The 15101-nt window shown below is 67.7% G+C and carries 10 protein-coding genes and 1 pseudogene; 7 read left to right on the forward strand and 4 right to left on the reverse strand.

Features of this window, described 5'->3' with window-relative positions:
• Positions 1–94: 94 nt before the first annotated feature.
• From G6N66_RS11850 to G6N66_RS11865, 4 genes are all read left to right on the forward strand, one after another.
• Positions 95–2134 (forward strand): serine/threonine-protein kinase, encoded by a 2040-nt coding sequence (locus G6N66_RS11850; protein WP_085234283.1) that lies wholly within the window; start codon positions 95–97, stop codon positions 2132–2134.
• A gap of 113 nt (positions 2135–2247) precedes the next feature.
• A complete protein-coding gene (gene uvrB, locus G6N66_RS11855) occupies positions 2248–4419 on the forward strand; it encodes an excinuclease ABC subunit UvrB (protein ID WP_085234282.1) in 2172 nt (723 codons plus the stop codon).
• Between the two features lie 60 nt (positions 4420–4479).
• Positions 4480–5898, forward strand: a complete 1419-nt coding sequence (locus tag G6N66_RS11860) for an MFS transporter (protein WP_085234313.1) — start codon at positions 4480–4482, stop codon at positions 5896–5898.
• Between the two features lie 29 nt (positions 5899–5927).
• On the forward strand, positions 5928–7355 hold the full coding sequence (locus G6N66_RS11865) for an MFS transporter (protein WP_085234281.1): 1428 nt from the start codon (positions 5928–5930) through the stop codon (positions 7353–7355).
• Positions 7356–7357: 2 nt separating this feature from the next.
• Here G6N66_RS11865 and G6N66_RS11870 read toward each other — a convergent pair whose 3' ends face one another.
• Both G6N66_RS11870 and G6N66_RS11875 read right to left on the reverse strand, forming a co-directional pair.
• A complete protein-coding gene (locus tag G6N66_RS11870) occupies positions 7358–8077 on the reverse strand; it encodes an MgtC/SapB family protein (RefSeq protein WP_085234280.1) in 720 nt (239 codons plus the stop codon).
• 40 nt (positions 8078–8117) lie between these two features.
• Positions 8118–9701, reverse strand: coding sequence for a mannosyltransferase (locus G6N66_RS11875; RefSeq protein ID WP_085234312.1), 1584 nt, complete (start codon positions 9699–9701; stop codon positions 8118–8120).
• A gap of 291 nt (positions 9702–9992) precedes the next feature.
• Between G6N66_RS11875 and G6N66_RS11880 the strand changes: the two genes are divergently transcribed.
• The gene (locus G6N66_RS11880; RefSeq protein ID WP_085234279.1) at positions 9993–10433 is read left to right on the forward strand and encodes a universal stress protein; all 441 of its coding nucleotides are present in this window, start codon (positions 9993–9995) and stop codon (positions 10431–10433) included.
• Positions 10434–10436: 3 nt separating this feature from the next.
• On the opposite strand, the pseudogene G6N66_RS29470 reads toward G6N66_RS11880, so the two are convergent.
• A pseudogene (locus G6N66_RS29470) lies at positions 10437–10527 on the reverse strand (MBL fold metallo-hydrolase); the annotation flags it as partial.
• Between the two features lie 196 nt (positions 10528–10723).
• Here G6N66_RS29470 and G6N66_RS11885 point away from each other — a divergent pair.
• Complete coding sequence (locus G6N66_RS11885) at positions 10724–11119, forward strand: XRE family transcriptional regulator (RefSeq protein WP_085234278.1); 396 nt, start codon at positions 10724–10726, stop codon at positions 11117–11119.
• Between the two features lie 233 nt (positions 11120–11352).
• Here G6N66_RS11885 and G6N66_RS11895 read toward each other — a convergent pair whose 3' ends face one another.
• Entirely contained in the window at positions 11353–12030 is a 678-nt protein-coding gene (locus G6N66_RS11895) for an MBL fold metallo-hydrolase (protein ID WP_085234311.1), read from the reverse strand.
• A 159-nt stretch (positions 12031–12189) separates the two neighbouring features.
• Between G6N66_RS11895 and uvrA the strand changes: the two genes are divergently transcribed.
• The gene (gene uvrA, locus G6N66_RS11900) at positions 12190–15099 is read left to right on the forward strand and encodes an excinuclease ABC subunit UvrA (protein ID WP_085234277.1); all 2910 of its coding nucleotides are present in this window, start codon (positions 12190–12192) and stop codon (positions 15097–15099) included.
• Positions 15100–15101 lie beyond the last annotated feature (2 nt).

Below are 15101 nucleotides of genomic sequence, written 5' to 3' on the forward strand. Positions count from 1 at the left end.
CGGACGGGATTGGTGTGAACAAAGTGAAATCCGGACGCCGATCCGGATCGGTCAACTACGTCCAAAGGCGGAGAAAGCGAGGGGGCAGTCACTGATGGACGAGATGAAACGGAGGGCTCGGCGCCCGGACGCCGGTCGGGGGCTGCTGAGCAACCCGTGGCTGGGTCGTCAGGCGGTGCGCGCGGGCTTTCAGTCTCTTCCTTCGGCGACCGTGAACCACTTCATGCGGCGCGTGCCGCCGGTCAACTCGAGTCCGCCGGCAAAAGCCCGCCGTGACGAGGCCAGCGGGTCGCGGCTCGCCAGCGGGGCGCCGTTTGCCGGCTACACCATCTTGCGGCCGCTCGGCGCCGGCGGCATGGCCGAGGTTTATCTGGCGTTGCATCCCAGGTTGCCGCGCCGCGACGTGATCAAGGTCCTCGCCGAGACGATCACCAAGGACGGCGAATTCCGCGACAGGTTCAACCGGGAAGCCGACCTGGCCGCCACGCTGTGGCATCCGCACATCGTCGGGGTCCACGACCGCGGCGAATTCAACGGCCAGCTGTGGATCTCGATGGACTATGTCGAGGGCACCGACGCCAGCCGGCTGATGAAGGAGCGCTACCCCGACGGCATGCCCGTCGACGAGGTGTGCGACATCGTGCGCGCCGTGGCGAGCGCGCTCGACTACGCGCACGACCGGGGGTTGCTGCACCGCGACGTCAAACCCGCCAACATCCTGCTCACCCATCCCCAGGACGAGGAGCGCGGGGAACGCCGAATCCTGTTGGCGGACTTCGGGGTAGCCCGCCACCTCGGCGACATCAGCGGCATCACCGAGACCAATGTCGCGGTGGGCACCGTCGCCTACGCCGCGCCGGAACAGTTGACGGGTTCCAACATCGATGGCCGCGCAGACCAATATGCGTTGGCCGCCACGGCATTTCATCTGTTGACCGGTTCACCGCCGTTCCAGCATGAGAACCCGATCGCGGTGATCAGCCAGCACCTGCACGAGGACCCGCCCCGGCTCAGCGACTACCGTCCGGATCTGGCGTACCTCGACGACGTGTTCTTCACGGCGCTGGCCAAGGACCCGGGGGACAGGTTCGAGCGCTGCCGCGGTTTCGCGGCCGCGTTCGACGACGGCGACTCGATCGGCGACGTTCGCCTCAGCGTCAACATGGCCGAGTTGCGTTCTCCGCGAGGCATTTTGCGGGCGATGCGGCACAACGTGTCGCCACGGACCCGGTGGGCGACCGCGTTGGTCTGCGCGATGCTGATCGCGGTAGCGGCGACGTGGTCGCTGTTGTATTCCTTCCAGCCCGACCCCGCCCCACCGAACCCGGCGCTCGCCTCCAGACCGTCGGCGCCGGCGCCCGTCGCCGGTCCGACCGGCAATCAGGGGCTCGACGGTACCTATCAGTTGACCTACGACCAGACCAAGCGGACCGGCAACGGCGTCCAGATCCGCCACGACGGCCCCGCAACCGATTGGTGGGCCTTCCGCTCGGCGTGCACGCCCAACGGGTGTGCGGCCACCGGGACCCAGCTGGACGACACCAACCACCTGGTGGCCAACACCGCCGACGGCGGCCAGACCGACAGCCTGCGTTACGTCGGCGGCTACTGGCAGGGCGCCCCGCAGCAGGAGCGGGTCGGCTGCACCCAGCCCAACGGGCAGGTCACCGCCACCCAACAGGAGACGGTCGCGTGGTCGCTGGCGCCGCAGGCCGACGGCACGCTGCGCGGCACCGAGACCGAGACCGTGCTGTCGAACGAATGCGGCGCCCAGGGCGCGGTGGTGCGCACGCCCGTGGTGGCCACCCGAACCGGTGACGTGCCGGCCGGCGTGAAGTTGGCCGACCCCGCCGAGGTGGTCAATGCGACGACCGCGCCGGTGGCCCCGTCGCCGCCGGTGCTGGGCGCGTTGTGCAGCGATGTCGGCAAACTCGGCTACGACCCGACCAACAACGAGCAGGTCGTGTGCGAGGGCAACAGTTGGGCCAAGGCTCCGACGACGGCGGGAACGCACACCGCGGGCAGTTCGTGTGACCGGCCGGCCACGCCGGTGTTCGCCATGACCACCTCGAACGACGGCTACCTGCTGCAGTGCGACCCGGTCACCCGGCTGTGGACCCGCCCCGCGGGCTAACCTCGCGAGCGTGCGTGGTTGTACGGTGACACGCCGCGCGGCGTGGCATTCTGCGCACGCTCGCCGCGCTTGCGATCGCCACGTTGTCGGTACCCGCTATTACCCTGGTTGACATGGCCTTCGCCACCGAGCATCCCGTCGTCGCGCATTCCGAATACCGCCCCGCCGCAGAGGCCGTGGAAGGGCTGGTGCGCGCCGGCGGCCGCTTCGAGGTGGTCAGCCCGCACGCCCCCGCCGGCGACCAGCCGGCCGCCATCGACGAGCTGGAGCGCCGGATCCTGGCGGGGGAGCGCGACGTGGTGCTGCTGGGCGCCACCGGGACCGGCAAGTCGGCCACCACCGCGTGGCTGATCGAACGCCTGCAGCGGCCCACCCTGGTGATGGCACCCAACAAGACGTTGGCCGCCCAGCTGGCCAACGAGCTGCGAGAGATGTTGCCGCACAATGCTGTTGAGTACTTCGTCTCGTACTACGACTACTACCAGCCCGAGGCGTACATCGCGCAGACCGACACCTACATCGAAAAGGACAGCTCGATCAACGACGACGTCGAGCGCCTGCGGCACTCCGCGACGTCGTCTCTGCTGTCGCGCCGCGACGTAGTGGTGGTGGCCTCGGTGTCGTGCATCTACGGCCTGGGCACCCCGCAGTCCTACCTGGACAGGTCCGTCGAGCTACGGGTCGGCACCGAGGTGGCCCGCGACGGGCTGCTGCGGCTGCTGGTCGACGTGCAGTACACCCGCAACGACCTGTCCTTCACCCGCGGTTCGTTCCGGGTGCGCGGCGACACCGTGGAGATCATCCCCTCCTACGAAGAGCTGGCGGTGCGCATCGAGTTCTTCGGCGACGAGATCGAGGCGCTGTACTACCTGCACCCGCTCACCGGCGAGGTGATCCGCCAGGTCGATTCGCTGCGGATCTTCCCCGCCACGCACTACGTGGCCGGTCCCGAGCGGATGGCGCACGCGATCTCCACCATCGAGGAAGAACTCGCCGAGCGGCTCGCGCTGCTGGAAAGCCAGGGCAAGCTGCTCGAGGCGCAGCGGCTGCGGATGCGCACCAACTACGACATCGAGATGATGCGGCAGGTCGGGTTCTGCTCGGGCATCGAGAACTATTCGCGCCACATCGACGGCCGCGGGCCGGGCACCCCGCCGGCGACGCTGCTCGACTACTTCCCCGAGGATTTCCTGCTCGTCATCGACGAGTCGCACGTCACCGTGCCCCAGATCGGCGGCATGTACGAGGGCGACATGTCGCGTAAGCGCAACCTCGTCGAGTACGGCTTCCGGTTGCCGTCGGCGTGCGACAACCGCCCGCTGACCTGGGAGGAGTTCGCCGACCGGATCGGCCAGACGGTGTACCTGTCGGCCACCCCCGGGCCGTACGAGCTCAGCCAGGCCGGCGGGGAGTTCGTCGAACAGGTGATTCGGCCCACCGGGCTGGTGGACCCGAAGGTGGTGGTCAAGCCGACCAAGGGCCAGATCGACGACCTGATCGGCGAGATCCGCAAACGCGCCGACGCCGACCAGCGGGTGCTGGTGACGACGCTGACCAAGAAGATGGCCGAGGACCTCACCGATTACCTGCTGGAGATGGGCATCCGGGTGCGTTACCTGCACTCCGAGGTCGACACGCTGCGCCGCGTCGAACTGCTGCGCCAGCTGCGCCTCGGTGACTACGACGTGCTGGTCGGGATCAACCTGTTGCGTGAGGGTCTGGACCTGCCCGAGGTGTCGCTGGTGTCGATCCTCGACGCGGACAAGGAGGGCTTCCTGCGGTCGTCGCGCAGCCTGATCCAGACCATCGGCCGCGCCGCCCGCAACGTGTCCGGCGAGGTGCACATGTACGCCGATTCGATGACCGACTCCATGAAGGAGGCCATTGACGAGACCGAACGCCGCCGCGCCAAGCAGGTCGCCTACAACGAGGCCAACGGCATCGACCCGCAGCCGTTGCGGAAGAAGATCGCCGACATCCTGGACCAGGTCTACCGCGAGGCCGACGATAGTGGCGGCGTGGAGATCGGTGGGTCGGGGCGCAACGCGTCGCGCGGCCGACGCGCCCAGGGCGAGCCCGGACGCGCCGTCAGCGCGGGAATTTTTGAGGGGCGCGACACAGCTAGCATGCCGCGCGCCGAACTTGCGGACCTGATCAAGGACCTCACGGCGCAGATGATGGCCGCCGCCCGTGACCTGCAATTTGAGCTGGCCGCGAGGTTCCGCGACGAAATCGCGGACCTCAAGAAGGAGCTGCGCGGGATGGACGCCGCCGGCTTGCAGTGACCTGGGCCACTTCGATCACCTCTTACGGTGGATGGAGTGATCGACATTGCGAGCGACCGTATGGGGGAGACCGGGACAGCGCGCGACGTGGGCACCTGGCGCGAGCTGTTCGGCAATCATCTGGGCACGTCCGTCGTGCTGGCCGGGGGTGTGGCGCTCTATGCCACCAATGAGTTTTTGACCGTCAGCCTGCTGCCGAGTGCCATCGCCGAGATCGGGGGCAGCCGGCTGTATGCCTGGGTCACCACGCTGTACCTGGTCGGGTCGGTGGTCTCGGCGACGACGGTGAACGCGCTGCTGACGCGCATCGGGGCCCGCTCGTCGTTTCTGGCGGCCCTGGGCATCTTCGGCGCCGCCAGCTTGATGTGTGCGGCGGCGCCGAGCATCGGGGTGCTGATCGCCGGGCGCGCCTTTCAGGGCGTGGCCGGCGGCCTGTTGGCCGGCCTGAGCTATGCGCTGATCAACGCGACGTTGCCGCGCTCGTTGTGGACCCGCGGGCCCGCGTTGGTGTCGGCGATGTGGGGCATCGCGACATTGGTGGGGCCCGCGATGGGCGGCCTCTTCGCGCAGCTGGGCATGTGGCGGTGGGCGTTTGGCGCCATGGTGATCCTGACGACGTTGATGGCGCTGCTGGTTCGGGTGGTGCTGCCCACCGGCGAGGCCGATCGGAGCGCCGAGACGCCGGTGACGAAAGTGCCGGTGTGGTCGCTGTTGCTGGTGGGTATCGCCGCCCTGTCGATCAGCGTGGCGCAGCTCCCGCACTACTTCTCGGCGACCGCCGGGCTGCTGGCCGCCGGAGCGCTGATCGTGGGGGTGTTCGTCGTCGTGGACATGCGGATGCATGCAGCGGTGTTGCCGCCCAGCGTCTTTGGCCGCGGGCCGTTGAAGTGGATCTATCTCACCATCGCCCTGCAGATCATCGCGGTGATGCTGGGAACGTACGTGCCGCTGTTCGGGCAGCGGCTGGGGCATCTCACCCCGGTCGGCGCCGGATTCTTGGGGGCGGTGCTGGCGTTCGGCTGGACCGCCGCCGAGCTCGTCTCCGCCTCGCTGACCGATAAACGGATCGTCAGCGGGGTGATCGCGTCGGCGCCGCTGGTGATGGCGGCCGGGCTGGGGCTGGCGGCGATCACGCAGCGCGACAACGCGCCGATTTCGACGGTGGTGCTGTGGGCGGTGGGCCTGCTGGTCAGCGGAATCGGCATCGGCATGGCGTGGCCACACTTGTCGATGCGGGCAATGGACTCCGTCAACGATCCGGCCGAAGGTGGCGCGGCTGCCGCCGCGATCAACACGGTGCAGCTGATCGCGGCCGCCTTCGGCGCCGGGGTGGCCGGCGTCGTCGTCAACACCACCAAGGGCGGCGACGTGATGGCGGCGCGCTATTTGTACACGACGTTCGTCGCGCTGGCCGCCCTCGGCTTTTTCGCCTCGTACAACGCGATCTATCGGCACCGTCTGGCAGCCGGTATGGCCTGACCGTCGGCCCTACCCCATACCGTGTAGGCGTGACCGAGACAGCGAGCACCACCGGCAGTTGGCGCGCGCTGCTCGGCGGTAGGTATTTGGGGACGTCGGTGGTGCTGGCCGGCGGCGTCGCGCTCTACGCCACCAACGAGTTTCTGACCGGCAGCCTGCTGCCCAACACCGTCGCCGAGATCGGCGGCAGCCGCCTCTATGCCTGGGTGACGACGCTGTATCTGGTGGGGTCGGTGGTGGCCGCGACGTTGGTCAGCACCGTCCTGATACGCGTCGGGCCGCGGGCGTCATACCTGTTGGGGTTGGCCGTGTTTGCGGCCGCCAGCCTGGTCTGCGGCATGGCACCCAACATGGGGATCCTGATCGCGGGTCGCGCCCTGCAGGGCGTCGCCGGGGGCCTGCTGGCCGGCCTGGGCTACGCGGTCATCAACACCGCCCTGCCTCGTGCGCTGTGGACCCGGGCGGCGGCGCTGGTGTCCGCGATGTGGGGTGTGGCCACCGTCGTCGGGCCCGCGACGGGGGGCCTGTTCGCGCAGTTCGGCCTGTGGCGGTGGGCGTTTGTCGCGATGGCGATCCTGACGGCGCTGGTGGCGGTGTTGGTACCGATCGCGCTCGCCCCGAAGGATTCCGCCCGCCTCGAAGCCGTCGGCGCGGCGCCCAAGGTCCCGGTGGGGTCGCTGCTGCTACTGGGCGCCACGGCGCTCGCCGTCAGCGTCGCGCAGCTGCCGCGCAACTTTGCGGCGACCGTCGCGCTGCTCGTCGCCACCGCGGCCCTGATCGGACTGTTCCTGATCGTCGACCGGCGGATGCGGGCAAAGGTGTTGCCGCCCAGCGTTTTTGGGCCTGGACCGCTGAAATGGCTTTACCTGACCATGGCGGTGATGATGGTCGGGGCGATGGTCACCACGTATGTGCCGCTGTTCGGTCAGCGGCTGGCGCACCTGACCCCGCTGACGGCCGGGTTCCTGGGCGCCGCGCTGGCGTTCGGTTGGACGGTCAGCGAGATCGTCAGTGCCTCGCGGGACAACCCGAGGACCGTCGCGAGGGCGATCACCGTCGCGCCGGTGATCATGGCGGCTGGTCTTGCGCTGGGTGCGGCGACCCAGCGCGACAACGCTCCGACCACCACCGTCGCGCTGTGGGCGTTGGCGTTACTGGTGGCCGGGGTCGGGATCGGTCTGGCCTGGCCGCACCTGTCGGTACTCGCGATGGACTCGGTGGACGACCCCGCCGACCCGTCCGCCGGCGGTGTGGCCGCCGCCGCCATCAACATCGTGCAGGTCATTTCGGGGGCGTTTGGCGCGGGCGTGGCCGGAGTCATCGTCAACTCGGTCGACTCCGCCGGAGCCGCCGACGCCGCGGCGGCACGCTGGCTGTACGCGGCGTTCGCCGTGTTGGCCGCGCTCGGTGTCTTCGCCTCCTACCGGGCCTGCTTCCCGGCGCGCGCCGAGCGCTGAGCTCAGTCCGCCTCGTCCTCGGCGCGGAGCACCGCGATCACTCCGTCGACGCCGGAGAAGACGTCTTGGGCGTTGGCCATCTTGGAGCCCGACAGGGTCATCATCACCGTGACCTCGCCGTCGTCGATATCGTGGGCGTCCGCGTCGAGTTCGGTGAGCTGCCAGTTCCGCTGCCCGCAGATCCGCAGCACCTCGCGCAGCACGCCGCGCCCGTTCTCGTAGACGACGTGCAGCCGCATCGTGCCGCGTAGCCGCGCGGTGAGCTGACGCTCCAGCACGTTGAACGCCAGCGCGCTGACGAAGTGCAGGAATACGACGGCGGTGGCGAGCAACAGCATGCCGGCACCAGCCGCCATGCCGATCGCGGCCGATTCCCACACCGCCGCCGCCGTGGTCAGCCCGTGCACCGCGCCCCGTCGCGTAATGATGATGCCGGCACCCAAAAAGCCGATGCCCGAAACGATTTGGGCCGCGACCCGGGACGGGTCCAGCACGATCGTGTTCCCGGTCAACACGTCGCCGAAGCCGTATTTGCTGATCAACAGAATCAGCGCCGACGACGTACCGACGATGGTCTGCGTCCGCAGCCCGGCGCTCTTGCCCTGGATGGTGCGTTCCAGCCCGATGAAGGTGGTGAGCACGAATGCGGCGAAGAGCTCGATCACATGGCGACCGTTCTGCGCCGCGCCGCCGAACAACGGGTCGGCCAGCCACGTCTGCATGCCGGTCAGCTACCCACCACGAACGTGTTTCAAGCCAACGTCAACGTGTCGACTTGACCACCTGCGAGTAATGGAACTGCCAGCGCTCCACGATCCGGAACCGCAGGTAGCTCGGGAACTGGTAGGCGGGCGCGCGTCCGAACACGGGCCCCGGCGGTAGCGATGGCCCCGCTTGATGTTCCGGCAGCGACTTGTCGCGATTGGTGATCGTCCACAGCGTGGGGCACTTGTTGATCTTGGCCGTCGTCAACCACACCGCGACGTGACCGTCCCACAGGGCGCCGACCTTGGGCCCATAAAAGCCGCGCTCGACGTCGATCACCGACCGGAACGCCGCCGGCCGGGTGGCCAGCAGCGCACGGATCGGCCCCGGCTTCCACACCACCGTGTTGTCGACCAGCAGGCAGTCCCCGGGCGACGCGTGGGAACCGATCACGTCGGCGACCTGGCTGTAGTCCCAACCCTCTTTGGCGTACGGGCCGCGCTGGGTGAACAGATAATTCGGAAACGCGGCGACGGCGCAGAGCACCAGGACGACGGCGACGCGCCACGGCTTGCGGGCCAGGGTGACGATGCACACCGCCAGGACGACGGCCGCCGCCGGCGCGGTCAGGATCAAATACCGCGGGTAGTAGACGGGTTCGACGAGCGCCGAATAGAGCAGCACCACACCCGTCGGGATGACGATCCACGCCGCGCAGGCCCGCAACAGTCGGCGGGTATCCGCGTCCAGCGCGGGCACGCCGGCCAGCCGCGCCACGACCGCGGCGACGACGATGACACCCGCCAGGATCGCGAACGGAACGCTGTGGTCGAAGTACTGCCGATGCACGACGTCCAGGAAGAGGTTGCGATTCAGCGTGGCGATCCAGTTGACCTGCCACACCTGGCCGTGGGCGAACAACAGGAACGGTGTCATGGTCGCGAGTGCGACGGCGGAGGCGACCGCCCACCGCCGAGCCGGCGACTTGCGGGAGCCCTTGACCGCGAGCAGCGGCAGCATCGCGGCGTACACCGGCACCAGGAGCACCAGGTTGATGCTGACCAGGATCGACAGCGCCAGCACCAGCCCGTAGCACAGCCACAGCCGCATCCGGTTGCTTCGCATCGCGGCGACCAGCAATACGGTCAGCCAGACGGCGACGGCCGCCTCCAGCGCGTATGGGCGGGCTTCGATCCCGGCCCAGGTCACCCGCGGCAGGATGGCGAAGACGACGCCCGCGCTCAGCGCGGTGGGCCGGCCGGCAAATTTCCTGGTGAACACCACGACGCCGGCGGCGGCGGCCCCGACGGCCAGGCAGCTGGGAAACCGCGACCAGAACTCCGTCGGCGGGAAAACCGCAAACCAGGCGTGCATCAGCAGGTAATACAGGCCGTGCACGGCGTCGATATGGCCAAGAAGCTTCCACAGTTCGGCCAACGTGCGGCTGGCCGACGCCGAAATCGTGGCACCCTCGTCGAACCACAGCGAGGGCCGCGCGGCCCAACCGGCGCTGATGGCCGCGGCCAGCAGGGCGACCAGCCACGCGTCGAGGCGCGCCCCGCGCGGTCGGGGCCGCGCGAGCTCGTCGACGGCAGCGGGTTCCGGGCTTTCGGCCCGCGGCTCGACGGTCGACGTAGACATGATGCAGGTAACTTTAAGGCGCACCCGTACGGCCTGCTCACCAGCGGTATCGGCGCCGCGGCCGCCGATCGTCCGCGAACCTGCGCCCCCGCCGGCCAAAAGTTCTGCCAATTACCGCTTTTCGCAATGGCGAAACGATCGGCATTGAAAAATATCGGGTGTTAACGGTGGCTGACGGGGTAAAAGGGGAAAGGCGTCATGCGGTCGCCGCGCCGTTATTTCTTCCATCTACGTGCGGCAACGCGATACTGTCTTGGGTTGGCTGTGCATTTCCGACATTTTGGAGGGTGAATGAGCGCCTATCAGACCGTGGTGGTGGGGACCGACGGTTCGGATTCGTCTATGCGCGCGGTCGAACGCGCCGCAAGGATCGCCGGGGCGGACGCCACGTTGATCGTCGCGTCGGCGTACCTGCCGCACAACGACGACTCCCGGGCCGCCGACGTTCTGCGGGATGAAAGCTACAAGGTGACGGGCAGCGCCCCGATCTACGAGATCCTGCACACCGCCAAGGAGCGCGCTCACAACGCCGGCGCGAAGAACGTCGAGGAGCGCGCGATCGTCGGCGCCCCGGTGGACGCGCTGGTAAGCCTGGCCGAGGACGCCAAGGCCGACCTGCTGGTCGTCGGCAACGTGGGCCTGAGCACGATCGCGGGCCGGCTGCTCGGCTCGGTGCCGGCCAACGTGTCACGCCGGGCCAAGGTCGACGTGCTGATCGTGCACACCACCTGACGGTCACCAGCCGCGTTCGCGCCACTCCTGAAGGTGAGGACGCTGTGCGCCTGAAATCCCCTGGCTGCCAGGTCTTGCCGACGCCGCCGGGGAAATGCCGCCGATAGCGACAACGCCGCAACATCATTCTCGCCGTGAAGCATCCATCGGGAAGGGCCAAGAGCTCGACAGGCGTCGAGCGGAGGCCAGCTAGCACGTACATCTCGGCGTTGTGGTGTTGTTTATGGTGTTGTTTAGTGGTGGCGTAGTGGTAGCCTTGCGGTGGATACAGCCCCTCCGGAGGTCCCAAAATGTCTGCCTTAACAGCGAGTGCCGCCGAGAAGCTCGATTGCGATGCAACGACACGCCCAATTCGTGAAATCGCCCGCTACCTGCAGGAAACGGTCGGACAACGAATCGCCGCAGCCCTCGCAGGACTTGCCGATGCAAAACAGATCGGCCGATACGCGCGAGTAGGCGGCCCGGAACCACATGACGTAACCGAACGTAGGTTGCGAGAGGGCTACAAAGTCGTGCGAATGCTTGTTGATGCATACGACGACAAAACTGCTCGGGCCTGGTTGTTCGGCACGAACACACGTCTCGACGATCGTGCGCCAGTCGAAGTTCTCGGCGGCGCCTCCGACACGGCTGACTTCGCGATGGTCGTGCAAGCGGCTAGACAGGTCGCTAGCTTTCAGGCGTGACCACGGTCGGGTCCGACATTCGGTTGTGGCGAGTTGGCTACCACGCAAGTCCACTCGAATTCACGCCGCTCGAGCTATACAGCTTCAGCCATCGGTTCGACGAGGCCGCGGAAATGCGGACCTCATGGGCGACATCATTCCGCTGACGGACCCCGCTCCCGGTCCGCTTCTCACTGTCACGACTGAGTGGAATCTGGATCTGGAGGACTGTCCTGCCAGTTGAAGGGATGGAATCACCAGCCGCGTTCGCGCCACTCCTGAAGGTGAGGACGCTCCGCGCCTAACACCGTGTCGTCGCCGTGGCCGGGGTAGATGACGGTGGAATCGGCGTACACCTCGAACACCTTGCTGGTGACGTCGTTGATCAACTGCGTGAAATCCCCGGGCTGCCAGGTCTTGCCAACGCCCCCCGGGAACAGGCAGTCGCCGGTGAACAACTGCGTGACGCCGCCAGTGGCGGGTCCGCTCAGCGCCAGCGCGACCGAGCCGGGCGTGTGACCGCGCAGGTGGATGACGTCGAAGCTCAGCTCACCAATTTGCACGGTGTCGCCGTCGGCCAGCAAGCGGTCCGGCTTCACCGGCAGCGGCTCAGCGTCGATCTCATGCGCCGCCGTGGGCGCGCCGGTGGCCTCGGCCACCGCTTGCAGCGCCTGCCAATGATCGAAATGCTGGTGGCTCGTCACGATCAGGGACACCTTCGGGGCGTGCTCTCGCACCAGATCGATCAGGACGTCGGCGTCGTTAGCCGCGTCGATGAGCAGTGTTTCCCCGGTCGCGGAACAGGTCACCAGGTAGGCGTTGTTGTCCATGGGACCCACCGACGCCTTCAGGATTGTCGCGCCCGGCAGCGTGCGGCGCGCGGCGGTTCCGGCGTCGACGTGGCCCGTGTAGTTGTCGTCGACCATGGTCATGTGCACCACTCCTCGATCCCGGCTGCACCGTCATCATCGTCGTCGGCGCGGGTCATAGGCGCCACGTTACTGCGGCGGATTTAGTTGTCGGTGGGGGCACATAGCATGGGTCTGTACTGCGCCCAATTGGATGGCTGAGGGGACCTGGAGAGGAGCCATGTGGCCGACCGCCTGATCGTCAAGGGTGCCCGCGAGCACAACCTGCGCGGCGTGGACCTCGACCTACCGCGCGACGCGTTGATCGTCTTCACCGGGCTTTCCGGCTCCGGTAAGTCCTCGTTGGCGTTCGACACGATCTTCGCCGAGGGACAGCGACGCTACGTCGAATCGCTGTCCGCTTACGCACGCCAATTCCTGGGCCAGATGGACAAGCCGGACGTCGACTTCATCGAGGGCCTGTCCCCGGCGGTGTCCATCGACCAAAAGTCCACCAACCGCAACCCGCGGTCGACCGTCGGCACCATCACCGAGGTGTACGACTACCTGCGGCTGCTGTACGCCCGCGCCGGCACGCCGCACTGCCCGATCTGCGGTGCGCGGATCGCGCGCCAGACCCCGCAGCAGATCGTCGATCAGGTGCTGGCGATGCCGGAGGGCAACCGGTTTTTGGTGCTGGCCCCGGTCGTGCGCACCCGCAAGGGCGAGTTCGCCGACCTGTTCGAGAAGCTCAATTCGCAGGGCTACAGCCGGGTCCGGGTCGACGGCGTGGTGCATTCGTTGACCGATCCGCCCAAGCTGAAGAAGCAGGAAAAGCACGACATCGAGGTGGTGGTGGACCGGCTGACGGTCAAGGCCAGCGCCAAGCAGCGGCTGACCGATTCGGTGGAGACCGCGCTGAATCTGGCCGACGGCATCGTGGTGCTGGAGTTCGTCGACCACGAACACGACTCGCACAACCGTGAGCAGCGTTTCTCCGAGAAGCTGGCCTGCCCCAACGGGCACGCGCTGGCCGTCGACGACCTGGAACCGCGGTCGTTCTCGTTCAACTCGCCCTACGGGGCCTGCCCCGAATGCACCGGCCTGGGCATCCGCAAGGAGGTCGATCCCGACCTGGTGGTCCCCGACCCCGAGCTCACGCTGGCGGAGGGCGCGGTGGCCCCATGGTCGATGGGGCACACCGCCGAATACTTCACCCGGATGATGGCCGGGCTCGGCGACGCGATGGGCTTCGACGTCGACACCCCGTGGCGTCAGCTGCCGGCCAAGGCGCGCAAGGCGATCCTGGAGGGCTGCGACGAGCAGGTGCATGTGCGCTACCGCAACCGCTACGGCCGAACCCGTTCGTACTACGCCGATTTCGAGGGTGTGCTGGCATTCCTGCAGCGCAAGATGAGCCAGACCGAATCGGACATGATGAAGGAGCGCTACGAGGGCTTCATGCGCGACGTGCCGTGCCCCGAGTGCGACGGCACCCGGCTCAAGCCGGAGATCCTGGCCGTGACGCTGGCGGCCGGGACCCACGGCGCGAAGTCCATCGCCGAGGTCTGTGAGCTGTCCATCTCCGAGTGCTCGGACTTCCTGCGCGGGCTCACCCTGGGTGCCCGCGAGCAGGCGATCGCGGGTCAGGTGCTCAAGGAAATACAGTCGCGGCTGGGCTTTCTGCTCGACGTCGGGCTGGAATACCTGTCGTTGTCGCGGGCGGCCGCCACGCTGTCCGGCGGTGAGGCGCAACGCATTCGGTTGGCCACCCAGATCGGCTCCGGCCTGGTGGGCGTGCTGTATGTGCTCGACGAGCCGTCCATCGGCCTGCATCAGCGCGACAACCGTCGACTCATCGAAACACTCACTCGGCTAAGGGATTTGGGCAACACGCTGATCGTGGTCGAGCACGACCTGGACACCATCGCGCACGCCGACTGGATCGTCGACATCGGGCCCGGGGCCGGGGAACACGGCGGCCGCATCGTGCACAGCGGCACGTATGCCGAGCTGCTGACCAACAAGGGCTCGATCACCGGCGCCTTCGTCTCGGGCCGGGAGCGCATCGAGATCCCCGTGATCCGCCGTCCCGTTGACCGGCGACGCAATCTCACGGTGGTCGGGGCGCGCGAGCACAACCTGCGCGGGATTGACGTGTCGTTTCCGCTCGGCGTGCTGACGTCGGTGACCGGCGTGTCCGGCTCGGGCAAGTCGACGCTGGTCAACGACATCCTGGCCGCCGTGCTGGCCAACCGGCTCAACGGAGCGCGGCAGGTGCCGGGCCGGCACACCCGGGTCACCGGGCTGGACCACGTCGACAAGCTGGTGCGCGTCGACCAGTCGCCGATCGGGCGCACGCCGCGGTCCAACCCCGCCACCTACACCGGGGTGTTCGACAAGATCCGCACCCTGTTCGCGGCCACCACGGAGGCCAAGGTCCGCGGCTATCAACCCGGCCGGTTTTCGTTCAACGTCAAGGGCGGTCGCTGCGAGGCGTGCACGGGCGACGGCACCATCAAGATCGAGATGAACTTCCTGCCCGACGTGTACGTGCCCTGCGAGGTCTGTCACGGCGCCCGCTACAACCGGGAGACCCTTGAGGTGCACTACAAGGGCAAGACCATCTCCGAAGTGCTGGACATGTCGATCGAGGAGGCGGCGGAGTTCTTCGAGCCGATCACCGGCATCCACCGCTATCTGCGCACGCTGGTCGACGTCGGCCTGGGCTATGTGCGGCTCGGGCAGCCCGCCCCCACGCTGTCCGGCGGGGAGGCGCAGCGGGTCAAGCTGGCCTCGGAGTTGCAGAAGCGCTCCACCGGTCGCACCGTGTACATCCTCGACGAGCCCACCACCGGGCTGCATTTCGATGACATCCGCAAACTGCTGAACGTCATCAACGGCCTTGTGGATAAAGGCAATACGGTCATCGTGATCGAGCACAACCTGGACGTGATCAAGACGGCGGACTGGATCATCGACATGGGGCCCGAAGGGGGCGCCGAAGGCGGAACCGTTGTCGCACAAGGCACTCCGGAGGATGTCGCCGCCGTTCCGGAAAGTTACACCGGGAAGTTCCTCGCCGAGGTCGTCGTCGACCGGCCGGCGCCGGCACGGCGAAAGTCGACGCGGCGGCGCAAGGTGACCGCCTAAGC

This window comes from Mycobacterium conspicuum (genome assembly GCF_010730195.1).
GTDB classification, from domain to species: Bacteria; Actinomycetota; Actinomycetes; order Mycobacteriales; family Mycobacteriaceae; genus Mycobacterium; species Mycobacterium conspicuum.

Coding starts and splice junctions, on each gene's coding strand:
- G6N66_RS11850 (WP_085234283.1), top strand. CDS start 95: ATGGACGAGATGAAACGGAGGGCTCGGCGCCCGGACGCCGGTCGGGGG.
- uvrB (WP_085234282.1), top strand. CDS start 2,248: ATGGCCTTCGCCACCGAGCATCCCGTCGTCGCGCATTCCGAATACCGC.
- G6N66_RS11860 (WP_085234313.1), top strand. CDS start 4,480: ATGGGGGAGACCGGGACAGCGCGCGACGTGGGCACCTGGCGCGAGCTG.
- G6N66_RS11870 (WP_085234280.1), bottom strand. CDS start 8,077: ATGCAGACGTGGCTGGCCGACCCGTTGTTCGGCGGCGCGGCGCAGAAC.
- G6N66_RS11875 (WP_085234312.1), bottom strand. CDS start 9,701: ATGTCTACGTCGACCGTCGAGCCGCGGGCCGAAAGCCCGGAACCCGCT.
- G6N66_RS11880 (WP_085234279.1), top strand. CDS start 9,993: ATGAGCGCCTATCAGACCGTGGTGGTGGGGACCGACGGTTCGGATTCG.
- G6N66_RS11885 (WP_085234278.1), top strand. CDS start 10,724: ATGTCTGCCTTAACAGCGAGTGCCGCCGAGAAGCTCGATTGCGATGCA.
- G6N66_RS11895 (WP_085234311.1), bottom strand. CDS start 12,030: ATGACCATGGTCGACGACAACTACACGGGCCACGTCGACGCCGGAACC.